Genomic DNA, 20,999 nt, shown 5'->3' on the forward strand with positions numbered 1-20,999 from the left:
CGGTGAGCAGCGGACTCCCGGCGGGGAGGCTGGAGGTGATGGACGACGCACCCGCACCCCGCACCCGCTGGTCCGCTCTCGCCCTCTCCGCGCCCTGGGCCGCCTGGGCGGCGGTCCGGGCGGCCGGCGCGGAGCGCGGCTTCCCGCTGGTCCCCGCGCTGGCCTTCACCCCCTACGCCGCGGCCAGCAGCGTCCTGCCGCTCGCCGCCGCGGTGCTGACCCGGTCGCGCGCCGCGACGGCGGTCGCCGCCGGTTCCGCGGCGGTGCTGGGCTCCGCCGTCCTGCGACGGACCCGGCCGGCGCCGGCCGCGGCACGCGCGGACGGCCCGGGGCTGCGCGTGGTCTCGCTGAACATGCTGCACGGCCGGGCCGACCCGGCCGCGGCCGTCGCCCTCGCCACCCGGCACGACGCCGACGTGCTCGCGCTGATGGAGGTGACCCCGGAGGCGGTGCACGGCCTGCTGGACGCCGGCGTCACCGACCGCCTCCCCGCCGGGCACGTCGTCCCGGCCGGCGAGGGACAGCCGGCGGGGGCCGGCGGTGCGCTGTGGACCCGGCTGGAGGTGCTGCACCGGTCGGTCGTGCCCGGCCGCTTCGGCCAGCCCGCGGTCCGGCTGGCCGTGCCGGGCGCACCGGACGTCGAGCTGACCGCCGCCCACACCCACCCCCCGGCCCGGTCGCGGGCCCAGGTGGCCCGCTGGCAGGCCGACCTGCGGCTGCTGCCCGAGCCCACGGACGACGTCCTGCGGGTGGTCGCCGGCGACCTCAACGCGACGCCGGACCACGCGTCGTTCCGGGCGCTGCTGAGCCGGGGCTGGGTCGACGCCGGGCTCGCCACCGGTCAGGGCCTGCGCTCGACCTGGTCACCGATGCGGGTGTCGTGGCCGCGGCTGACGCTGGACCACGTGCTGGTCGACCCGCGGATCGAGGTGCGCTCGCTGGACGTCGTGCACGTGGCCGGGACCGACCACCGCGCGCTGGTCGCCGACCTCCGGCTGCCGGCCACCCTGGGCTCCGGGGCGGGAAGTGTGTCCCGGGCGGCGGGTTCCGCGCCACCGCCGCCCGGGCAGTGACACGGTGCCCACCGATCGGCCGTCTGCACCTCGGTCGGGTGACATCTGGGTGAACAAGACCTCACCCGGCGCGGGGTCACCCAGCGCACGCGCCTGCTGACCGGCTCACCCGATCCGGACGTCGTCCTGGCCGTCGACGGAGACCACGTCACCACGGCGGAGCTGCCGGCCACGGCGCTCCTCGGGCTCGCCGTTGACCTGCACCTCCCCCGCGGTGAGCACGTCCTTCACCTGGGCGCCGGTGGGCACGGCGTCGACCAGCTTGAGCAGCTGGCCGAGCCGGATGGTCTCCTCGCCGGAGCGGAGCTCGATGGTGCGCACGCCGACGATCCTCCCCGCCTCACACCGGGCGCAGCACGTCGCCCACCGCGAGGACCCCCGGCCGGGCGACCAGGGCACCGACCGCCAGCGCACCGCCGCGCTCCCGGTGGACGGTCTTGAGCACCCCGGTGTCCCGGCCGATCCCCCCGGCCTGCGGCCGGGTGGTCATCACGCAGCGGGGCACCCGGCCGACGACGTCGAGCTCCGCGCTGCCCGCCCCCACCCGGGTGCCGACCAGGTCGTCCTCCCCCGCACCGGCCAGGACGACGTTGGCCCGGAACCGCCGCCGGTCCCAGCCACCCAGCGTGCCGGTGGACAGCAGGGTCACCCGGGCGTCAGCGTTGTCGTGGAAGGCGCCGCCGGCTCCGGAGAACGGGTCCCACCGGCCCGCCTCGTCGTCGGGGTCGGCCGGGTCCTCGTACCGCCGCTCACCACCCACCGCCGCTGCCGGGCGCAGGGCCACCCGCCGCCCGGCCCAGTCGGAGAGGACGTCGTCGTCACTGGTGACCGTGCCGTCGGGCAGCACCACCTCGACCGTCCCGTCGCCCCGCGAGCGGCCGGCGGCGAACAGCAGCTCGGGCACCCGGCGCGCGGTCAGCCCGAACCCGGTCGTGACGTCGAACAGCGCCCAGCCGCGGTCCCCGGCCACCCCCTCGGGGCCCAGCTCCGCGCGGTCCAGGCGCTCCCCGAGCAGCGACTTCACCGGGAACCGCCAGACCTCCAGCACCCGCAGCGGCGCCGTCATGCCCGGCTGCTCACTTCGGCGTCCACCCCAGGGTCCACGTGCCCGACCAGGTCTCCCCCGGTGCGAGCACGAGCAGGTCGACCCCGTCGGCCAGGGCGTTCGCCGGGCAGGTCATCGGCTCGACGGCCACACTGCGCCGTCGCTGGTCGGCCGGGAGCGTGTCGCCGGTGTAGACCTGCAGCCAGGTCCAGGCCCCGTCCACGGCGACCTCCACGGCGCCGGCCGGACCGCTGAGCCGGGTGCGCGCCCACCCGTCGTCGTCCCGGACGAGGTCGGTCACCGCGGTGTCGATCGCCTGCTCCCCCACCCGGCCGATCGCGCCGTCGAACGGCCGCCGCTCCCCGGTCGGGAGGCCGCCCTCCAGCACCAGCGACGTCCGGGCGGGGACGGTCAGCTCGGCGGCGGACACGTCCCCGGGGGCGTCGGCTCCGACGTGGAAGTACGGGTGCATGCCCGCGCCGAACGGCGCGTCCTCGTGCCCGGCGTTGCGCACCCGCACCGTCACGGTGAGCCGGTCGGCCGTGAGGGCGTAGTCGATCGCGGCGGCCAGCCGGAACGGCCAGCCGGTGCGCGGCTCGATCGTCGTCCCGACCGTCACGGCGTCCGCCTCCTGCGCCAGCACCTGCCAGGGCTGAGCGGTGACCAGACCGTGGACGGCGTTGGGCGACCCGGCGCTCACCACGTCGAGCTGGAGGTCCCGCCCCCGCCACGACCAGCGCCCGCCCCGCAGCCGGTTGGGCCAGGGGAGCAGCACGCCACCCCTCCGTCCGGCCGGCACGGTCCCGGCGGGGTACCCGTCGAGCACGTGCCAGTCGCCGACCACGAGCTCGCGCAGCGCGCCGCCGCGCAGGTCGACCGCCAGCCGGGCGTCGCCGGCGGTGAGCTCGGCGTCCAACGGCTCGGTCCGGGGCCAGAGCTGGTCGGCGGGCGGGTGGTCGAGTGCCATGCGGTCCTCCTGGATCGGCGTCCCGGACAGCTCACCACAGGATGCGACCGGCTGTTCCACGTGGAACCCGGGCGACCTCCGTCAGCCGGGACTCGTGACAGACGTCAGTGGCCTCCGGCAGCCCTCCCTCGACAGACTGGACGGGACGCCGGACCCCGAGGAGACCGCGATGCCCGAGCCCCACCTGCGCGCCGCCGACGCCGACCGGTCCGCGGTCGCCGACGTCCTGGGCGTGCACATGTCAGCCGGCCGGCTGACCGTCGAGGAGTACGACGACCGGCTGGCGCGCGCCTGGTCGGCCCGCACCTACGGCGAGCTGGCCGAGCTGACCACCGACCTGCCGGCCGTTCCGGCCAGGACCGCCGAGCAGCCGGCCTCGACCCCGGCGGCCGGCAGCCCCTGGTGGGGGCACGGCTGGTACGGCAGCTGCGGGCCGCGGGCCGGCACTCCGTCGCTGCGGGCCGCCTGGGCCAGCTGGGCGACGACCGCGCTGATCGTCATCGGCATCTGGGTGATGTCGATGATCGGCACCCAGGACTGGCTGTACCCCTGGCCGGTCTGGGTGATCGGCCCCTGGGGCGCCGTCCTGCTCGTGCAGACCCTGGGCGCCCGGGGGGACGACCGCCGGTCGCTGCCCAGCTGACGCCCGACCCGCGCCGACGCCCGTGAACCGGATCGCCGCGCGCGGCCATGAAGGGGTGTGACGAGCCCACCCTCCGCTGCTGGAACATCACCACCCGTGTCCGGCCTCCGCGTGCACGCCGCCGCGCGCCGGTCCCCCGACCCCGTGCCGGACCCGGCGTTCCTGCGGGCCCTCCCCTCGGCGCTGCCGACGGACACCGAGCTGATCACCCGGTCGGTGACCGACCCGGGGCAGTTCACCGATCTGTTCGACCGGCACGCCACCGCCGTCCACCGCTACCTCGGCCGCCGGGTGGGCGACCTCGCCGACGACCTGCTCAGCGAGACGTTCCTGATCGCCTTCCGCCGCCGCGCGGCCTACCGCCCTGACCACGTGGAGGCCCGGCCCTGGCTGCTGGGCATCGCCACCCACGTCGTGCACGGGCACCAGCGTGCCGAGCGACGCCGCTACCGGGTGCTGGCAAAGGCGGCCGGGCAGCCGGAGGAGCACGGCGCCGACCCCGCCGACGCGACCGACCGGCTCGACGCCCAGGCGTTGCGCGGTCCACTGGCCGCTGCTCTGGCCGCACTGAAGCCCCGGGACCGGGACGCGCTGCTCCTGCTCGCCTGGGGCGACCTCACCTACGAGGAGATCGCCGCCGTCCTCGACGTCCCGGTCGGCACCGTCCGCTCCCGGTTGCACCGTGCCCGCCGACAGACCCGCGCCGCCCTCGGGGACACCTCCCCGCTCCACGACACCTCGGAGGAGACCCGATGAACGAGCTCACCGCACTCCGTGAGGCCGGGCCCGAGGCCCCGGCCCTGTCCTCCGCCGCACGCTCGGCCGCCCGCGCCGCCCTGCTGACGGAGATCACCGGACCCGACCCGGTCCGCCGTCGGCGCCCGAGCCGGCGGACGACACTGCGACTGGGCGCCGCGGGTGTCGCCGTCGCGGCAGCCTGGACTGCGGCCGTCGTCATCGCCGCCCCCGACGGCCCGGGCACACCGGCCGGCAGCGTCACGCTCGTCGACTTCGCCATGCCCACCTTCCCCCTGTCCCTAGACCCGGTGCCCGACGGCCTGCGACCGGCGTTCGACGGGTACGGCGACGGCGCCACCATCGCCGGCTACGACGACCCGGCCGGAGAGGACGGCTTCACGGTGTACGTCGACGACGACGAGCCGCAGCAGCGACCGGACGACGCTGCGGAGAACGAGGTGTCCGCCACCGAGGAGGTCACCGTCGACGGTGAGGGCGCCGAGCTGGTGCGGTACTCCCGTGACTGGTGCGTCGGCGACTCGCCGGGCGAGGACTGCAGCCGGCGCTCGTACACGTGGCTGACCTGGGAACGGGCCCACGACCAGTGGGTGACGATCGACGCGTACGGCCGCTACGCCAGCCGCGAGCGGGTGCTGGAGATCGCCGCGTCGATGGTCGACCGACCGCAGCCGGCCACCCTCGACATCGGGCTGGCCCCGGCCGGCTGGTCGGTGCGGGCCTTCAAGATGGGCCGGGTGCTGACGCTGGTCAACGACGCCTACGAGCAGCAGGAGATCACCGTGCACGTCCCGCTGCCGCAGGACGTCGTCCCGGCCGACCAGGTGCTCAGCAGCACCATGGGGGCGATCGGCCCGCAGCTGGACGTGACCGTGCACGGTCGGCCGGCCCAGTTGGTCCTGGTCGACACCGGGTACCTGGATCAGCGCGGCTGGTACCTGCAAGCGCAGTTCACCGACGGGACCACGTTCGTCCTGCAGGTGCCCGACGCGTTCACCCAGGAGCAGGTGCTCGAGTTCGCCGAGCAGGTGACGCACAACCCCTGAGGAACGACGAAGGCCCCCTCCCGGATCGGGAGGGGGCCTTCGTGCCGGTGGGCAAGGGGGGAGTTGAACCCCCACGTCCTCTCGGACACACGGACCTGAACCGTGCGCGTCTGCCATTCCGCCACTTGCCCTGGCGAGGAAGAACAGTAGCAGCCATCCGGGGCACCTCCGCCGCCCACCCCCGGGCGCGCGCCGCACGGCACCCTCCCGGCGTTCCCGCGCCCGCGCTGGTAGACAGGTGCGGCGACGCGGCACGGACGAGATCGTCCGGGGCGTCCTGCGCTCGCCGACCGGTCCGACGACCCTCCCCCGGTTACGATCAGCGCTCAGGTGCAGTGGGAGGTCAGCCGAACGCGAGGGAGCGACTGTGGGTGTGCTGCAGCGCTTCGAGCGACGCCTCGAGGGCATGGTCGGGCTGGCGTTCGCCCGCGTCTTCAAGGGCAAGGTGCACCCCGCCGAGATCGCCCACGCCCTGCAACGCGAGGCCGACGAGCAGCGCTCCGTCCTCGGCGGCGGGCGGGTGCTGGCACCCAACGTCTACGTGGTGACCCTGGGCCCCACCGACTACGACAACCTCGCCGAGTGGTCCGAGCAGCTGGCCGGTGAGCTGGCCGACATGGTCGCCGAGCACGTCGAGGGCGAGGGCTACCAGACCTTCGGTGACATCGAGGTCCGGCTGGAGCGCGACGACGAGCTGCGCACCGGCGTCTTCGAGGTCGCCTCGCACGTCGGCGACAGCGCCACCCCCCACCGACAGGACCTCGGCGCCCCGCCGGTGCCACCGCCCGGGCTCCCCCCGCTCCCGCCGCTCCGCGCCGGCGCCACCGACACCGGCGCCCAGGAGCCGCTCGCGGTCGGCCGCGCCGGCCAGCGGGTCAGCCACGTCCTGGTCGTCGACGGGCCGGGCACCAAGCACGTGCTCGAGCAGGGCAGCAACGTGCTCGGCCGGGGCACCGAGGCCGACGTGCGGCTCCCGGACACCGGGGTGAGCCGCAAGCACGCCGACGTCCAGCTCTCCGGCAGCACCGTCACCGTCGAGGACCTCGGCTCCACCAACGGCACACTGGTCAACGGCCGGCGGGTCGGGCGCCAGGAGCTCGCCGACGGCGACGTCCTGCGGATCGGCCACTCCGTGCTGGTCTACCGGCAGGACGGCGCGTGACCGTGCCCCCGGGCCCGGCCCCGGCGACGCCCTCTGCCGCGGAGGTGACGCCATGACCTCGGAGATCGTGCTGCAGGCGTTCCGGTTCGGCTTCCTGGCGTTGCTGTGGCTGTTCATATTCGCCGCGTTCCGCGTCGTCCGGGCCGACCTCTTCGGCGGCCGGCCGGGCCGGGTGGCCTCCGTGCCGCCCCGGGCCGCGGTCGGGCGCAAGCGCGGGTCCCGCGGGCCCCGGCACCTGGTGGTCACCGCCGGGCCGCTGTCGGGCACCCGGATCACCCTCGGCGAGCAGGCGATCCTGGTCGGCCGCGCCGACGACTCGACCCTGGTGCTCACCGACGACTTCGCCTCCTCCCGGCACGCCCGGCTCACCAACCGCGGCGGCCAGTGGTACGTCGAGGACCTCGGCTCCACCAACGGCACCTACCTCGACCAGCAGCGGGTGCAGGGGCCGCTGCTGGTCGGCACCGGCCAGCCGATCCGCATCGGGCAGACCGTCCTGGAGCTCCGTTCATGAGCCTGGTCCTCCGCTACGCGGCCCGCTCCGACCGCGGGCTCATCCGCGGCACCAACCAGGACTCGGTCTACGCCGGGCCCCGGCTGCTGGCCGTCGCGGACGGCATGGGCGGGCACGCGGCCGGCGACGTCGCCAGCAAGGTGGTCATCGCCGCGCTGGAGCACCTGGACGACGACGCCCCCTCCGGCGACCTGCTGCAGTCGATGCGCCAGGCGGTCTTCGACGGCAGCGAGCACCTGCGCGAGGTGATCCGGGAGTCCCCGCAGCTGGAGGGCATGGGCACCACGCTCACCGCCGTCCTGTTCGCCGGTGGTCGGCTGGGGCTGTGCCACGTCGGCGACTCCCGCGCCTACCTGCTGCGCGACGGCGAGCTGCACCAGATCACCCACGACGACACCTTCGTGCAGACGCTCATCGACGACGGCCGGATCACCGAGGAGGAGGCGAACAGCCACCCGCAGCGCTCGCTGCTGCTGCGCGCCCTCAACGGCCAGGACGTCGAGCCCGACCTGTCGATGCGCGAGGCCCGCGCCGGCGACCGCTACATGCTCTGCTCCGACGGGCTGTCCGGGGTGGTCAGCCACGAGACGCTCTCCCAGGCGATGCGCGACCCCGACCCGCAGGCCACCGCCGACCGGCTGATCGAGCTGGCGCTGCGCAGTGGCGGGCCGGACAACATCACCTGCATCGTCGCCGACGTCGTCGAGGACGACGGCCGGGGCGCCCTGCTCGACCCGGTGGTCGACGGCGCGGCCGGAGACAACGTCGGGCAGCGCGAGGTCGACCGCCGCTCGGCCGCCGGCCGGGCGGCGCTCGCCGACCCGCAGGCTTCCTCGGCGGCGTCGGCGCAGGCCACCACGTCACCCCCGCCCCGGCGGCGGCGTCCGCTGCGCACCGCGCTGGTCGCGCTGGCCGCGGTCGCCGTGCTGGGGGCGGCCACCATCGGCGGCTACCTGTTCGTGATGGACCACTGGTTCGTCGGGGTGTCCGAGACCGACGACGGTGACGAGGTCGGCGTGTTCCGCGGCCTGAACGCCTCGCTGGTCGGCCTGGAGCTGTACCGGCTCGAGGAGTCGACCGGGATCACCACCACCGACCTGACCCAGGCCGCGCGCAGCCGGGTCACCGACGGGATCGCCGCCGACGACCGGGCCGACGCCGACCGCATCCTGGACAACCTCCGTGGCCAGCGGCTGCCGCCGTGCCGCACCGCCACGAGCTCGACCACCAGCGCGAGCAGCCCGGCGACCAGCTCGCCCGCCGGCGTCCCCGCCGCGACGACCGCCGCCGACCCCGGCGCCCCCGTCACCTCGGCGGCGCCCACCGAGACCGGGACCACCACCGCCTCCGCGACGGGCACCGCTCGGTCCCGTTCCGGTGAGCCGGGGGTGGACTGCCGGGAGGCCGACTAGTGGCTGGGCGGAGCCGGTGACCGGCCCCGGGACCGACCCCCGCGCCGCGACGGCCGGCAGCCCACCCCCGCCGACCCGGCGGGGCACCGAGCTGCTGCTGCTCGGGTTCGCGGTGGTGATCACCCTGGTCGCCCAGTCCATCGTCGACCTCACCATGACCGGGTCGCTGACCACCGAGCTGGCCACCTTCGGCACCTGGTTCGCCGGCCTGTGGCTGGTCGCCCACCTCGTCGTCCGCCGGCTGGCCCCTTACGCCGACCCGCTGCTGCTGCCGTGCATCGCCGTGCTGTCCGGGCTGGGCCTGGTGATGATCCACCGGCTGGACCTCTCCGGGAACACGGTGGGGGCCAGCGCCACCGGCGAGGACGCCCCGGTCCAGCTGCTGTGGGCCACGGTCGGCCTGGTGCTGTTCATCGCCGTGCTGCTCGTCGTCCGGGACCACCGGGTGCTGGCCCGGTTCGCCTACACCCTGGCCCTGGTCGGCCTGGTGCTGCTGGCGATCCCCGCGGTGCTGCCCGCCTCGATCTCGGAGGTCTACGGCGCCAAGCTGTGGATCCGCGTCGCCGGCTTCTCCATCCAGCCGGGTGAGTTCGCCAAGATCTGCCTGATCGTCTTCTTCGCCGCCTACCTGGTGGACAAGCGCGACGTCCTGGCCCTGGCCAGCCGCAAGGTGGCCGGGCTGGAGCTGCCGCGCGGCCGCGACCTCGGCCCGGTGCTGCTGGCCTGGGTGGCCTCGATCCTGGTGCTGGTCTTCGAGCGTGACCTGGGCAGCTCACTGCTGCTGTTCGGCATCTTCGTGGTGATGATCTACATCGCCACCGAGCGGGCGTCCTGGCTGTTCATCGGCCTGCTGCTGTTCGCCGGCGGGGCGTTCATCGCTTACCAGGCCTTCGGCCACGTGCGGGTCCGGGTGGACACCTGGCTCGACCCGTTCGCCTACGCCGACGAGGGCGGCTACCAGATCGTCCAGTCGCTGTTCAGCCTCGGCACCGGTGGCCTGTTCGGGGCCGGTCTCGGGGGCGGCCGGCCGGACCAGGTGCCGGTGGCCAAGAGCGACTTCATCGCCGCCGCGATCGGTGAGGAGCTCGGGCTCTTCGGTCTGGTCGCCATGATCGTCATCTACCTGGTGCTGGTCGAGCGCGGGCTGCGCACGTCCCTGGTCGTCCGGGACGGCTTCGGCAAGCTGCTCGCCGCCGGGCTGGCCTTCGCGGTGGCCTGGCAGGTCTTCGTCGTCCTCGGCGGCGTGACCGGCCTGCTGCCGCTCACCGGCCTCACCACCCCGTTCGTCGCCTACGGAGGCTCCTCGCTGGTCGCCAACTTCGGCCTGGTCGCGCTGCTGGTGCGGATCAGCGACGCCGCCCGGCGCCCGGCCGCACCGCCGGCCCCGACGCCGGCGAAGCTGACCGACGCCCCCACCGAGGTGGTGGGGCCGTGAACGCGCCGCTGCGCAAGGTCGCCATCAGCGTGCTGGTGCTGTTCACGCTGCTGATCGTCAACGTCAACGTCATCCAGGTGATCCGCGCCGACGACCTGCGGGACAACCCGCGCAACACCCGGGTGCTCACCGAGGAGTACGACCAGCAGCGCGGCGCGATCGTGGTCGCCGGCAACGAGATCGCCTCGTCGGTGGAGACCGACAACTCCCTCACCTACCTGCGCACCTACGCCGACGGCCCGCTGTACGCCCCGGTCACCGGCTACTACTCGGTGCTCTTCGGGAACACCGGGATCGAGCGCGCCGAGAACGACGTGCTGCGCGGCACCGACGACCGGCTCTTCGGCCGCCGGCTGGCCGACATCTTCACCGGCCGGGACCTGTCCGGGGGCAACGTCGAGCTGACCCTGGACCCCGCGGCCCAGCAGGCGGCGATGGAGGGCCTGGCCGGCGTCACCGGCGCCGTCGTCGCCCTCGACCCCTCCACCGGAGCGGTCCTCGCGCTGGCCAGCACCCCGACGTTCGACCCCAACCAGCTGTCCAGCCACGACCCGGACGCGATGCGGGCCTACGCCGAGCAGCTCGACGAGCAGGGCATCGAGCCCACGGTCAACCAGGCGATCACCGAGCGGTACCCGGCGGGCTCCATCTTCAAGGTGATCGTCTCCGCCGCGGCCCTGGCCAGCGGCGACTACACCCCCGAGACCGTCATCCCGGCGCCGCAGGACTACACCCTGCCCGGTACGAACACCGGCCTGGAGAACTTCGGCGGTGCGGCGTGCAGCCCCAGCGGGGAGCAGCCGCTCATCGACGCGCTCACCATCTCCTGCAACACCGCCTTCGCGCAGCTGGGCATCGACCTCGGCGAGGACGCCGTCCGGTCGATGGCCGAGGCCTTCGGCATCAACGGCGAGGGGTTCGAGATCCCGCTCCAGGTGGAGGACAGCACCATCGGCGACATCGAGGACGACGCGGCCCTCGGCCAGACCTCCATCGGACAGCGGGACGTCGCCCTCACCCCCATGCAGGCCGCGATGATCGCCGCCACGGTCGCCAACGACGGCACACTGATGAAGCCGTTCCTGGTCGACTCCATCCAGGCCCCCGACCTCACGGTGATCGACCAGACCGACCCCGAGGAGATGGCCGAGCCCATCTCCGACGACGTCGCGGCCCAGCTCACCGAGATGATGACCAGCGTCGTGGAGAACGGCTCCGGCCGCCGGGCCCGGATCAGCGGGGTCACCGTGGCCGGCAAGACCGGCACGGCCGAGACCGGCACCGACGCCGACGACCACAACTGGTTCATCGGCTTCGCCCCTGCCGAGGACCCGCAGATCGCGGTCGCGGTGTTCGTCAAGAACGGCGGCGGCACCGGCGGCGACACCTCCGCCCCGATCGCCCGCTCGGTCATCGAGGCGCACCTGGGCGGCGGCGGCTGATGGCCGTCCGCGTGGGCAGCCTGCTGGCCGGCCGCTACGAGATCACCGCACCCATCGCCACCGGCGGCATGGGCGAGGTGTGGCAGGCCCGGGACCGGACGCTGGGCCGCACGGTCGCGGTCAAGGTGCTCAAGAGCGAGTACACCAGCGACACCAGCTTCCTCATCCGGTTCCGGAACGAGGCCCGGCACACCGCAGCGCTGTCGCACCCCAACATCGCCTCGGTCTACGACTACGGCGAGACGACGCAGGAGGGCCAGCGACTGGCCTACCTGATCATGGAGTTCGTCGAGGGCAAGCCGCTGGTCACGATCCTCGCCGAGCGCGGCCGGCTCACCTCCGAGCAGGCCCTCGACGTGCTCGGCCAGGCCGGTGACGGGCTGTCCGCCGCGCACGCCGCCGGGATGGTGCACCGCGACATCAAGCCCGGGAACCTGCTCGTCCGCCCCGACGGCGTGGTCAAGCTGACCGACTTCGGCATCGCCTACGCCCGGGACGCCGCGCCGCTGACCCGCACCGGCATGGTCGTGGGCACCGCCCAGTACCTCTCCCCCGAGCAGGCGCAGGGCCACGTGGTCAGCGCCGCCTCGGACGTCTACTCCCTCGGCGTCCTCGGCTACGAGTGCGTCGCCGGTGTCCGGCCCTTCGACGGCGAGTCGCAGGTGGCGATCGCGCTGGCGCAGATCAACCGACCGCCGCCGCCGCTGCCGGCCGACGTCCCCCGCGAGGTGCGGGCGCTGATCGAGCGGGCGCTGGCCAAGGACCCGGCCGCCCGGTTCCCCGACGGCGGCGCGTTCGCCGACGCGGTGCGGCAGGTCGCCGCCGGGGGCGTGGTGCCCCCGCCCACGGCGATGACCCAGGTGTTCGCCGACGACGGCACCGCCACCACGATGATCCCGGCCACCGGCCCCGGCACCACGGTCAGCCCCACCACCGCCCCGCGGACCATGCCGCCGCTGCACGGCCGCCCGATCGGTGACGAGGACGGCACCTGGGACGACGACCAGCCCGACCCGGCCCGGCAGCGCCGCACCCGGCTGCTGTGGGCCGGTGCCGCCGTGGCCCTGCTGGCACTGCTGGTCGTCGGATGGGTGGTCATCAACTCCGGGGGCGACGGCGGGCGCACCGACACGGCCGCCCCCAGCGCCACCAGCACCGCACCGTCGTCCAGACCGGCGGCGAGCACGAACGCCACCGGCGGGATCGACTGGGACGTCGCCTCCTACGTCGGCGACGACGCCGACACCGTGCAACAGGTGCTCGAGGGGCTCGGGCTGGACGTCGAGCAGGAGACCGCCAGCGACGCGCAGCTCGCCGCCGCCGGCCAGCAGCTCGACGAGGACGTCGTCGTCACCGCCGACCCGGCGCAGGGCACGCTGGCGCCCGGCGACGACGTCGTCCTCTACGTCACCGGCGCCCCCTACACGCCCGGTGACGGCGCCCCGGAGGACGAGGCACCGGCGGCCACCAGTGCTGCCCCGACGGGCGGCCAGCAGTCCGACGCAGCACCGCCCGGCGGGGGCAACAACTCGTCCTCCGTCTCGTCGTCCAGTACATCGCGGAGCAGTTCCTCGTCGTCCTCGTCGAGCTCGTCGAGCGGCTCCTCCTCGAGCTCGTCCAGTCCGGCCTCGGAGGAACCCACGTCCGAGGCACCCACGAGCAGCGCGGCGGGTGACGCACTGAGTGACGAGGTCGTAGAACTCCCGTGACACACGTGTCCCGCGGTCCCCGCGTCGCGCCGGTCGGCGGCATTCCGGCGATTAGGCTCGCCGACGGCGTGCCGCTCCCCGGTCCCGCCGCACCGGAGCTGCGACCGTCGCACCGCGTCACCCGAGAGGACCCCCGATGACCACCCCCTCAGTGCTCGGCGAGCGCTACGAGATCGGCGGGGTGCTCGGCCGCGGTGGCATGGCGGAGGTGCACCGCGGCCGGGACCTGCGGCTGGGGCGCGAGGTCGCCGTGAAGGTGCTCCGCCAGGACCTCGCCCGTGACCCGTCCTCCCAGGTCCGGTTCCGCCGTGAGGCGCAGGCCGCGGCCTCGCTGAACCACCCCGCGATCGTCGCCGTCTACGACACCGGTGAGGACCGGACGCCCGCCGGCGCCACGCCCTACATCGTCATGGAGTACGTCGAGGGGGAGACGCTGCGCGACGTGCTGCGCAGCGAGGGCCGGCTGTCCCCCGAACGGGCCATGTCGCTGACCGCCGACATCTGCGCCGCGCTGGACTTCAGCCATCGCAACGGCATCGTGCACCGGGACGTGAAGCCCGGGAACGTGATGATCACCCCGCAGGGCACCGTCAAGGTGATGGACTTCGGCATCGCCCGGGCCGTCTCCGACTCGGCCGCCACGATGACCTCCACCGCCGCGGTGATCGGCACCGCCCAGTACCTGTCCCCCGAGCAGGCCCGCGGTGAGGGCGTCGACGCCCGGTCCGACGTCTACTCGGCCGGCTGCCTGCTCTACGAGCTGGTCACCGGCACCCCGCCGTTCACCGGTGACTCCCCGGTCGCCGTCGCCTACCAGCACGTGCGCGAGGACCCGAAGACGCCGTCCTCGATCAACCCGGCGATCCCGCCGGAATTGGACGCGATCCTGCTCAAGGCGATGAGCAAGAACCCGGCCAACCGGTACCAGTCGGCGGCGGACATGCGGGCCGACCTGCTCCGCGCGGTCGCCGGCCAGCGGGTCGAGGCCACGCCGGTGATGAGCGACGCCGAGAAGACCACGATCATCGGAGTCACCCCGGGCGGCGGCTACGCCGAGGACGAGTGGACCGACGAGGGCGCGGACCGCAAGCGCAAGCGCAACCGGGTGATCGCCGTCGTCGTCGCCGCCCTGGTCCTGATCGCCGCTGCCATCGGCGTCGGCATCGCGGTCACCGACGACGGCGAGGAGGTCCCGGTGATCGCCCAGGTGACCGTCCCGGACGTCACCACCGCGACCGAGGCCGACGCCCGATCGCGGCTGACGGCCGAGGGCCTCGAGGTCGGAGCGGTCACCACCCAGTCCGACCCGGAGATCGCCGAGGGCCTGGTGATCAGCACTGACCCGGCCGCCGGCGAGGAGGTGGACGAGGGCTCCGTGATCGCCCTGGTCGTCAGCGCCGGACCCGACACCCTCACCGTTCCCCAGGTCGTCGGGCTCACCGAGGACCGCGCCACCAGCAATCTGCGCAGCGCCGGGTTCACCGGGTCGATCAGCAGCCGCCAAGCCGACTCCCTGCTGCCGGAGGGGCAGGTCATCGACATCGACCCGGGTGAGGGTTCAGCGGCCGCACCGGACGCCTCCTTCACGCTGCAGGTCTCGACCGGGACCGTCTCCATCCCGGCCGACCTGGTCGGCCGCACCCCCGCCGACGCCCGGGCTGCCCTCGTCGCCCTCGGCATCGACGATAGCGACATCGAGGAGATCAACTCCGAGACCGACGAGGTCGCCCCCGGCCTGGTCGCCGGCACCCAGCCCGGTGCCCGCTCGTCGGTCGCGGCGGGGGACGAGATCACGCTCCTGGTCGCGGTCGCCGTCCCGGTGGAGACGCCGACCACCTCCGCGCCGGTCACCCCGCCGTCCGGCACTCCGGCGGCGCCGACCTCCGAGTCGCCGACCACCTGACCGACGCTGCCCACGACGAAGGCCCCTCCCAGGAAAAACCCCCGGGAGGGGCCTTCGTCGCGTCTGAGGCCCGCTCAGCGGCCCGGTGACGCTCCTGCGGTCAGCTGACGGCCATGGTGAGCCGGCGTGCGGTGGCGGCGGCTGCCTCGACGCGGTCGGCGTCGGGCGCGATGCCGCAGGAGGTCAGCCAGTTGGCCAGCAGCTGGTGACCGCCCTCGGTGAGCACCGACTCGGGGTGGAACTGGACGCCCTCGATCGGCAGCTCGCGGTGCCGCAGGGCCATCACGATGCCCGAGGGCGTACGGCCGGTGACCTCCAGCTCCGCCGGGACGCTGTCGGACTCCACCGCGAGCGAGTGGTAGCGGGTGGCGGTGAAGGGCGAGGCCAGCCCGGCCAGCACGCCGACGCCGTCGTGCACGACCTGGCTGGTCTTGCCGTGCAGCAGCTCGGGCGCACGGCCCACGACGCCGCCGAACGCCTCGGCGATCGCCTGGTGGCCCAGGCACACGCCCAGCACCGGCAGACCGGCCTCGGCGGCCGCCCGCACCATCGGCACGGTCACCCCGGCGTCGACGGGGGTCCCCGGGCCGGGTGAGAGCAGGACGCCGGCGACGTCCAGGTCGGCCAGCTCGGCGGTCGTCACGGCGTCGTTGCGCCGGACCACACTGGGCACCCCCAGCTGACCCAGATACTGCACCAGGTTGTAGACGAAGCTGTCGAAGTTGTCGACGACCAGCACCGGCCGGACGGCCGGCTCCCTCTCGTTCTGCACACGCCAGGTGTACACGCCGGGGGCGGCCCCCGTCACGGTCGGCCCCAGCGCGCAGCTGCGCCGCTCAGCCGGCGGCGGCGTACTGCATGTCCAGCGTCCCGTCGTACGGGGGCAGGCGCACCTGCTGCTGGTCCTCCAGGCGGTAGGTGAGCCCGTAGGCGTCCGCCTGCTCCTTGAGCAGCTGGACCTGGGGTGAGGCGGCGAGCTCGGCGCGCATCTCGTCGGCCTCACCGACGGCGGTGACCACGTAGGGCGGGGAGTAGGTGCGCCCTTGCAGCAGCAGGGTGGGGCCCACGCAGATGACCGCGCTGGTGGCGACCAGCCGCTTCCCCATGATGGCGACGCCCTCCGCGCCGGCGGCCCAGAGCGCGTTCACCACGCCCTGCACGTCCGACTGGTGGATGACCAGGTTGTCCGGGTCGACCCCGCCGGGCTGGTTGGCACCGGCCTTGGGCTTCACGTCGTCCAGCACCACCGAGAGCCCAGGGCCGGTCAGCTCGGTCAGACCGGCCGACGCCAGGCCGGTCGCCCCGTCGGCCTGCACCGCGGCGACGTCCCCGTTGCGCGTGGCCGCGAGGTCCGTGAGCTCCTGGACCCGCTGCTGCAGCGCCGCCAGCTCGGCCTGCTGCCGGGCGACCGCCGCGTCGCGCTCCTCGACCAGGCCGGACAGCCGGGAGCTCTCCCCGGCGCGCAGGTCGGTGCCCTGCGCCGTCTGGCCGGAGGTCGCGAAGAGCAGCCCGGCCACCAGTCCGACGACCGGGACGAGCGCCGTCCACACGGTGGGGCGGCGGAGCTGCGGGATGCGACGCACGGGCACCTCCTGGCGGGTGGACGGCGGCGGGCAGGGAGGCGCGCCCCGCGTACGGGGCAGACCTGGACCCCCTGCAGCTTAGGCTGGTGTCAGGTCACGCCGGGGCGACAGGCCACGGCCCGGGAGGGAGTCCGCAGGTGCCGAAGTCGAAGGTGCGCAAGAAGTCGGTGTACACGCCGCCCGAGGGCGTGCTGCCCTCGAGTGCGGCACGCGCCCGCGCCGCCGAGCCCAGCCCCCGGTGGTACGCGGTCGTGATGGTCGCCCTCATGCTGCTCGGGCTGCTGTGGATCGTCGTCTACTACGTCGCCGGGGACCGCATCCCCTTCATGACCTCACTGGGTGCCTGGAACTTCGCGATCGGGTTCGGTGCCATGGTCGCCGGCCTCGTGATGTCGATGCGCTGGCGCTGACCCCACCTCACCTGCGACAGGCCCTCGTCCTCCGGGACGGGGGCCTTCGTCGTTCCCGGGCCTGCTCCCCGACGCCGTTCCGCGGGGCCGTTTCCGGACCGGAGCCCTCCCCCGTGCCGGGTCGTGAGCGTGCGCAGCCTCCCGGCGACGCCGCCGGCCGGGGCACGCGCCGCGCCCACGTACCCACCCAGCTGCTGTGGACAGGCGCTCGCCGCCGACGGGCCGTTGCCGTGCGCCCAGCGGCGCGGACCAGCGGCAGCGGGGACGACCGGTGACCCGCACACTCCTGACAGTGAGCGGCTCGCGGAGTCGACAAACCGTCAACCTGCAGGTCAGCGGCCTGTCACCCGCCCGCACGAAGATCGTCTGTGCACAGCGCCTCGCGCCGTCCACAGGTGGCCGGATCCGTCGTCCACCGGGTTGTCCACGATGTGTGGACTCCCGGCCCGTCCCCACAGCTCGCTGACCTGCGCGGACACCCAGGATGTGACCACTGGGACGGAAACGGCACAGGGGTAACTACACCGGTGGAAGTCCGTCCCCAGCTGTGTACACACCTGTGGGAAACGACCTGGCGCGCAGCCCCGCTGCGGGTCTTTACTACCCGATTCGAGGAAGCGCAAACCGACAGCGTGACGGGCCGGTCCCGGGCGTGTCCGGGTGAGTTGTCGACACCGGGCGACGCCGTCCACCGCCCTGCGGTGCCCACAGCCCCAGAGACGCCACAGCCCCCGTCGGCCGGACGGGGGCTGTGGACGGGAGGTCGATCGCTCAGTCGGTGACCAGCTCGAGCATGGTCGCGTTCGCCAGACCGCCGCCTTCGCACATGGTCTGCAGCCCGAACCGGGTGCCCGTCGCCTGCATGTGGTGCACCAGGGTGGTCATGATCCGCGCCCCCGAGGCACCCAGCGGGTGGCCGAGGGCGATCGCCCCGCCCAGCGGGTTGACCGCCGCCAGGTCGGCGCCGATCTCGCGCTGCCAGGCCAACGGGACGGGCGCGAACGCCTCGTTCACCTCGAAGACGCCGATGTCTGACAGCGGCACGCCCGCACGGTCCAGCAGCTTGCGGGTGGCCGGGATGGGGGCGGTCAGCATGATCACCGGGTCGTCGCCGGCGACGACGGTGGTGTGCACCCGCACGATCGGGGTCAGGCCGAGCGCCCGGGCCCGCTCGGAGGTGATGACCAGCAGCGCGGCCGAGCCGTCGGAGATCTGACTGGCGTTGCCGGCACTGATGACCCCGTCGGGCCGGAACGGCGTCTTCAGCGCCCCGAGGGAGGCCAGCGTGCCACCGCTGCGGATGCCCTCGTCCCGGGTGACCTGGGCGCCCTCGGGCGTGGTCACCGGGACGATCTGGTCGTCGAAGGCGCCGTCGGCCTGCGCCTTGCCGGCGCGTTCGTGCGAGCGCAGGGCGAACTCGTCGAGGTCGGCGCGCGAGAACCCCCACCGCTCCGCGATCATCTCCGCCCCGATGCCCTGGTTGGGGACGACGCCCTCGTAACGGGCGAGGAACGCCGGCCCCAGCGGACGCCCGGCCGAGCCGTCCCCGGACGACGAGCCCATCGGGACCCGGCTCATGGACTCGACCCCACCGGCCACCACCACGTCGGCCTGGCCGCTGATGACGGTGGCCGCGGCGAAGGCGACCGCCTGCTGCGACGAGCCGCACTGCCGGTCGATCGTGGTGCCGGGAACCGACTCCGGCCAGCCTGCCGCCAGCGCGGCCACCCGGCCGATGTTGCCGGTCTGCTCACCGACCTGGCTGACACAACCCCAGAACACGTCGTCGACCAGCGCCGGGTCCAACCCGGTCCGCTCGGCGAGGGCGGTGAGCACGGCCGCGGACAGGTCGGCCGCGTGCACTCCCGCCAGCCCACCCCCGCGCCGGCCGACCGGCGTCCGGACGGCGGCGCAGATGACCGCATCCCGCATGGCACTCCTCCTCGTCGAGCCGCGAGCGGGCCGGAGCACCCCGGCCGACCACGGACGTCTGGGACGTCCTGTCGCCGATGATGCCAGGCCTCGCGCACAGCAGTACCAGGATCAGCTGACAAGCTGGCCGGGTGCAGTGGTCCCCCCAGGTCGGCGAGACCGCCGCGGTGGCCGTCGCCGGACTGGGGCTCGCCCTGGCCACGCTGCTGGTCGACCCGGTCGGCCGGGTGCTGGTCGGCGGCGCCGCCGTCCTGCTCCTGGCCCTGGCGGCGCGCGACGCGTTGCTGCGACCCCGGCTCCGGGCCGACGCGGACGGCGTCACGGTGCGTCGGCTCACCGGCCCCGTGACCATCGGCTGGCCGACCGTGCGCGCCCGGGCGCGCACGCAGCGCCGCTGGGGGGTGCAGAGCCGCACGCTGGAGCTGGAGGACAGCACCGACGACGCCGTCCTGCTGGTGCTCGGCCGGCGCGACCTCGGCGTGGACCCGGCGACGGTCGCCGAGGCGCTGCGGGACGCCGGCGCGGCGCCCTGAGTGCTCAGCGCAGCTGGCCGAACACCAGCACCAGCAGGACCAGGACGAGCACCGCCACCCCGGCGACGGCGACGGGCCGGCGACGTCGGGCGAACACCAGCACCGCGGCCGTCAGGGCACCGGTGACCAGGCCACCGAGGTGGCCCAGCAGCGAGACCCCGGGCAGGAAGCTGATCACCAGGTTGATGCCCAGCAGGGTGAGGAGCCCGCGCAGGTCCTGCTTCTGCTGCACCAGGACGACGCCGAAGGCCGCCATCAAGCCGTAGATGGCCGCGGAGGCACCAACGACCCCGCCGAAGTAGTTGCCGAACAGCTGCAGGGCGGCCGCGCCGCCCAGCGCGGACACCAGGTAGACGGTGAGGTAGCGGGCCCTGCCCAGCATCCGCTCGAGCTCGGAGCCGAAGAGCAGCAGGGCGAACATGTTGAGCAGCAGGTGGACCGGGCTCACGTGGGTGAAGGCGCTGGTGGGCACCCGCCACCACTCGCCGAGGTCGACCATGAACGGTGCGAGGACGAACTGGTCCTGCAGCGGGGAGTCGAAGCTGCGCAGCGGGTCGACGCCCACGCTCACGGCGGAGACCGCCGTCGCCAGCCCGATCAGCACGTTGATCGTGATCAGGGTCAGCGTGACGACCCCCCAGCGCCGTCCGGCCAGCCGGACGCCCGTGCCCCGGCGGGGCTGCCGGACACCCGCATTGCCGGCCCGGACGTCGTCCGGGCACTGGAAGCCGACCGCGGCCGGGTTCATGCACTCCGGGCAGATCGGCCGGCCGCAACGGGTGCAGCGCACCCCGGTGGGACGGTCCGGGTGCCGGTAGCAGGTGGCAGGGGGCGCCGGCTGCGGATCACCCGCGCCGGCGCCCCCCGTGCCCTCGGGCGTGGTCAGCTGCGCTGCACCTCGACGGACTCGATGACGACGTCATCGACCGGGCGGTCACCGCGGGCGGTGGGGGTGGTGGCGATCCGGTCGACCACGGCGCGGCTGGCCTCGTCGGCGACCTCCCCGAAGATCGTGTGCTTGTTGTTCAGGTGCGGGGTGTTGGTGACGGTGATGAAGAACTGCGAGCCGTTGGTGCCCGGCCCGGCGTTGGCCATCGCCAGCAGGTAGGGGCGGTTGAACGACAGCTCCGGGTGGAACTCGTCGCCGAACCGGTACCCCGGGCCACCGGTGCCCTGGCCCAGGGGGTCGCCACCCTGGATCATGAAGCCGTCGATGACCCGGTGGAAGACCGTGCCGTCGTAGAGCTTGGCGGTCGTCTTCTCGCGGGTGCGCGGGTCGATCCACTCGCGGCTGCCCTCGGCAAGCTCGGCGAAGTTGGCGACCGTCTTGGGCGCGTGGTCGGGGAACAGGTCGACGGTGATGTCGCCGTGGTTGGTGTGCAGGACGGCGCGCCGTGCGGCGGGGGTCTGTTCGGTCACGACCACCACTCTCCC

21 protein-coding genes and 1 tRNA gene are annotated in these 20,999 nt (G+C 74.2%); 13 read left to right on the forward strand and 9 right to left on the reverse strand.

Annotation, left to right across the window (positions count from 1 at the left end; genetic code table 11):
- Positions 1–2 precede the first annotated feature (2 nt).
- Complete coding sequence (locus tag HLA93_RS17335; RefSeq protein ID WP_308128204.1) at positions 3–1,073, forward strand: endonuclease/exonuclease/phosphatase family protein; 1,071 nt, start codon at positions 3–5, stop codon at positions 1,071–1,073.
- A gap of 105 nt (positions 1,074–1,178) precedes the next feature.
- Here HLA93_RS17335 and HLA93_RS17340 read toward each other — a convergent pair whose 3' ends face one another.
- Genes HLA93_RS17340 through HLA93_RS17350 form a run of 3 tightly spaced genes read right to left on the reverse strand, consistent with a single transcriptional unit; the run spans position 1,179 to position 3,085 of the window.
- A complete protein-coding gene (locus HLA93_RS17340; RefSeq protein WP_222195672.1) occupies positions 1,179–1,394 on the reverse strand; it encodes an RNA-binding S4 domain-containing protein in 216 nt (71 codons plus the stop codon).
- Positions 1,395–1,413: 19 nt separating this feature from the next.
- Positions 1,414–2,139, reverse strand: coding sequence for an MOSC domain-containing protein (locus HLA93_RS17345; protein WP_222195673.1), 726 nt, complete (start codon positions 2,137–2,139; stop codon positions 1,414–1,416).
- A gap of 10 nt (positions 2,140–2,149) precedes the next feature.
- Positions 2,150–3,085: an aldose epimerase family protein gene (locus tag HLA93_RS17350; RefSeq protein WP_222195674.1), complete on the reverse strand. Its 936-nt coding sequence runs from the start codon at positions 3,083–3,085 to the stop codon at positions 2,150–2,152.
- Between the two features lie 169 nt (positions 3,086–3,254).
- Between HLA93_RS17350 and HLA93_RS17355 the strand changes: the two genes are divergently transcribed.
- The 3 genes from HLA93_RS17355 to HLA93_RS17365 all read left to right on the forward strand — a co-directional run bounded on the left by HLA93_RS17355 (position 3,255) and on the right by HLA93_RS17365 (position 5,530).
- Positions 3,255–3,728: a DUF1707 SHOCT-like domain-containing protein gene (locus HLA93_RS17355; protein WP_222195675.1), complete on the forward strand. Its 474-nt coding sequence runs from the start codon at positions 3,255–3,257 to the stop codon at positions 3,726–3,728.
- 96 nt (positions 3,729–3,824) lie between these two features.
- Positions 3,825–4,484 (forward strand): RNA polymerase sigma factor, encoded by a 660-nt coding sequence (locus HLA93_RS17360; protein WP_308128205.1) that lies wholly within the window; start codon positions 3,825–3,827, stop codon positions 4,482–4,484.
- The gene (locus tag HLA93_RS17365) at positions 4,481–5,530 is read left to right on the forward strand and encodes a hypothetical protein (protein WP_222195676.1); all 1,050 of its coding nucleotides are present in this window, start codon (positions 4,481–4,483) and stop codon (positions 5,528–5,530) included. Before HLA93_RS17360 ends, HLA93_RS17365 begins: the two co-directional genes overlap by 4 nt.
- Before the next feature lie 48 nt (positions 5,531–5,578).
- Here the strand turns inward: HLA93_RS17365 and HLA93_RS17370 are convergent.
- Positions 5,579–5,661 (reverse strand) — tRNA-Leu (locus HLA93_RS17370).
- Between the two features lie 236 nt (positions 5,662–5,897).
- Between HLA93_RS17370 and HLA93_RS17375 the strand changes: the two genes are divergently transcribed.
- The 7 genes from HLA93_RS17375 (at position 5,898) to pknB (ending at position 15,107) form a co-directional block, all read left to right on the forward strand.
- Positions 5,898–6,692, forward strand: coding sequence for an FhaA domain-containing protein (locus HLA93_RS17375; RefSeq protein ID WP_222195677.1), 795 nt, complete (start codon positions 5,898–5,900; stop codon positions 6,690–6,692).
- A gap of 52 nt (positions 6,693–6,744) precedes the next feature.
- Positions 6,745–7,206 (forward strand): FHA domain-containing protein FhaB/FipA, encoded by a 462-nt coding sequence (locus tag HLA93_RS17380; protein ID WP_222195678.1) that lies wholly within the window; start codon positions 6,745–6,747, stop codon positions 7,204–7,206.
- A complete protein-coding gene (locus tag HLA93_RS17385) occupies positions 7,203–8,618 on the forward strand; it encodes a PP2C family protein-serine/threonine phosphatase (RefSeq protein ID WP_222195679.1) in 1,416 nt (471 codons plus the stop codon). The genes HLA93_RS17380 and HLA93_RS17385 overlap by 4 nt, the downstream gene beginning before the upstream one ends.
- 16 nt (positions 8,619–8,634) lie before the next feature.
- Positions 8,635–10,053, forward strand: a complete 1,419-nt coding sequence (locus HLA93_RS17390; RefSeq protein ID WP_222195680.1) for an FtsW/RodA/SpoVE family cell cycle protein — start codon at positions 8,635–8,637, stop codon at positions 10,051–10,053.
- Positions 10,050–11,495: a peptidoglycan D,D-transpeptidase FtsI family protein gene (locus HLA93_RS17395; protein WP_222195681.1), complete on the forward strand. Its 1,446-nt coding sequence runs from the start codon at positions 10,050–10,052 to the stop codon at positions 11,493–11,495. Before HLA93_RS17390 ends, HLA93_RS17395 begins: the two co-directional genes overlap by 4 nt.
- On the forward strand, positions 11,495–13,204 hold the full coding sequence (locus HLA93_RS17400; RefSeq protein ID WP_222195682.1) for a serine/threonine-protein kinase: 1,710 nt from the start codon (positions 11,495–11,497) through the stop codon (positions 13,202–13,204). Before HLA93_RS17395 ends, HLA93_RS17400 begins: the two co-directional genes overlap by 1 nt.
- A gap of 136 nt (positions 13,205–13,340) precedes the next feature.
- Positions 13,341–15,107, forward strand: a complete 1,767-nt coding sequence (gene pknB / locus HLA93_RS17405) for a Stk1 family PASTA domain-containing Ser/Thr kinase (RefSeq protein ID WP_222195683.1) — start codon at positions 13,341–13,343, stop codon at positions 15,105–15,107.
- A 100-nt stretch (positions 15,108–15,207) separates the two neighbouring features.
- On the opposite strand, the gene HLA93_RS17410 is transcribed toward pknB, so the two are convergent.
- Positions 15,208–15,879, reverse strand: coding sequence for an aminodeoxychorismate/anthranilate synthase component II (locus HLA93_RS17410; protein ID WP_222195684.1), 672 nt, complete (start codon positions 15,877–15,879; stop codon positions 15,208–15,210).
- A gap of 64 nt (positions 15,880–15,943) precedes the next feature.
- The gene (locus HLA93_RS17415; protein ID WP_222195685.1) at positions 15,944–16,690 is read right to left on the reverse strand and encodes a DUF881 domain-containing protein; all 747 of its coding nucleotides are present in this window, start codon (positions 16,688–16,690) and stop codon (positions 15,944–15,946) included.
- Between the two features lie 137 nt (positions 16,691–16,827).
- Between HLA93_RS17415 and crgA the strand changes: the two genes are divergently transcribed.
- Positions 16,828–17,100 carry a cell division protein CrgA gene (gene crgA / locus HLA93_RS17420; RefSeq protein WP_222195686.1) on the forward strand — a complete coding sequence of 91 codons (273 nt, stop codon included), beginning with the start codon at positions 16,828–16,830 and terminating at the stop codon, positions 17,098–17,100.
- A gap of 771 nt (positions 17,101–17,871) precedes the next feature.
- Here the strand turns inward: crgA and HLA93_RS17425 are convergent.
- A complete protein-coding gene (locus tag HLA93_RS17425; RefSeq protein WP_222195687.1) occupies positions 17,872–19,032 on the reverse strand; it encodes a thiolase family protein in 1,161 nt (386 codons plus the stop codon).
- Between the two features lie 131 nt (positions 19,033–19,163).
- Between HLA93_RS17425 and HLA93_RS17430 the strand changes: the two genes are divergently transcribed.
- Positions 19,164–19,565: a PH domain-containing protein gene (locus HLA93_RS17430; RefSeq protein WP_222195688.1), complete on the forward strand. Its 402-nt coding sequence runs from the start codon at positions 19,164–19,166 to the stop codon at positions 19,563–19,565.
- A gap of 4 nt (positions 19,566–19,569) precedes the next feature.
- On the opposite strand, the gene HLA93_RS17435 is transcribed toward HLA93_RS17430, so the two are convergent.
- Together HLA93_RS17435 and HLA93_RS17440 are read right to left on the reverse strand one after the other, a co-directional pair.
- Positions 19,570–20,313 carry a rhomboid family intramembrane serine protease gene (locus HLA93_RS17435; RefSeq protein WP_222195689.1) on the reverse strand — a complete coding sequence of 248 codons (744 nt, stop codon included), beginning with the start codon at positions 20,311–20,313 and terminating at the stop codon, positions 19,570–19,572.
- A 134-nt stretch (positions 20,314–20,447) separates the two neighbouring features.
- Positions 20,448–20,984, reverse strand: coding sequence for a peptidylprolyl isomerase (locus HLA93_RS17440; protein ID WP_222195690.1), 537 nt, complete (start codon positions 20,982–20,984; stop codon positions 20,448–20,450).
- Positions 20,985–20,999: the final 15 nt, after the last annotated feature.

This window comes from Modestobacter italicus (assembly GCF_019799965.1).
In the GTDB taxonomy this organism is placed as follows: Bacteria; Actinomycetota; Actinomycetes; order Mycobacteriales; family Geodermatophilaceae; genus Modestobacter; species Modestobacter italicus_A.

What these genes read in the sequence shown, in the direction of transcription:
- HLA93_RS17345 (WP_222195673.1), bottom strand. Translation starts at nt 2,139, where the DNA reads ATGACGGCGCCGCTGCGGGTGCTGGAGGTCTGGCGGTTCCCGGTGAAG.
- HLA93_RS17350 (WP_222195674.1), bottom strand. Translation starts at nt 3,085, where the DNA reads ATGGCACTCGACCACCCGCCCGCCGACCAGCTCTGGCCCCGGACCGAG.
- HLA93_RS17355 (WP_222195675.1), top strand. Translation starts at nt 3,255, where the DNA reads ATGCCCGAGCCCCACCTGCGCGCCGCCGACGCCGACCGGTCCGCGGTC.
- HLA93_RS17365 (WP_222195676.1), top strand. Translation starts at nt 4,481, where the DNA reads ATGAACGAGCTCACCGCACTCCGTGAGGCCGGGCCCGAGGCCCCGGCC.
- HLA93_RS17380 (WP_222195678.1), top strand. Translation starts at nt 6,745, where the DNA reads ATGACCTCGGAGATCGTGCTGCAGGCGTTCCGGTTCGGCTTCCTGGCG.
- HLA93_RS17385 (WP_222195679.1), top strand. Translation starts at nt 7,203, where the DNA reads ATGAGCCTGGTCCTCCGCTACGCGGCCCGCTCCGACCGCGGGCTCATC.
- HLA93_RS17400 (WP_222195682.1), top strand. Translation starts at nt 11,495, where the DNA reads ATGGCCGTCCGCGTGGGCAGCCTGCTGGCCGGCCGCTACGAGATCACC.
- pknB (WP_222195683.1), top strand. Translation starts at nt 13,341, where the DNA reads ATGACCACCCCCTCAGTGCTCGGCGAGCGCTACGAGATCGGCGGGGTG.
- HLA93_RS17425 (WP_222195687.1), bottom strand. Translation starts at nt 19,032, where the DNA reads ATGCGGGATGCGGTCATCTGCGCCGCCGTCCGGACGCCGGTCGGCCGG.
- HLA93_RS17435 (WP_222195689.1), bottom strand. Translation starts at nt 20,313, where the DNA reads ATGAACCCGGCCGCGGTCGGCTTCCAGTGCCCGGACGACGTCCGGGCC.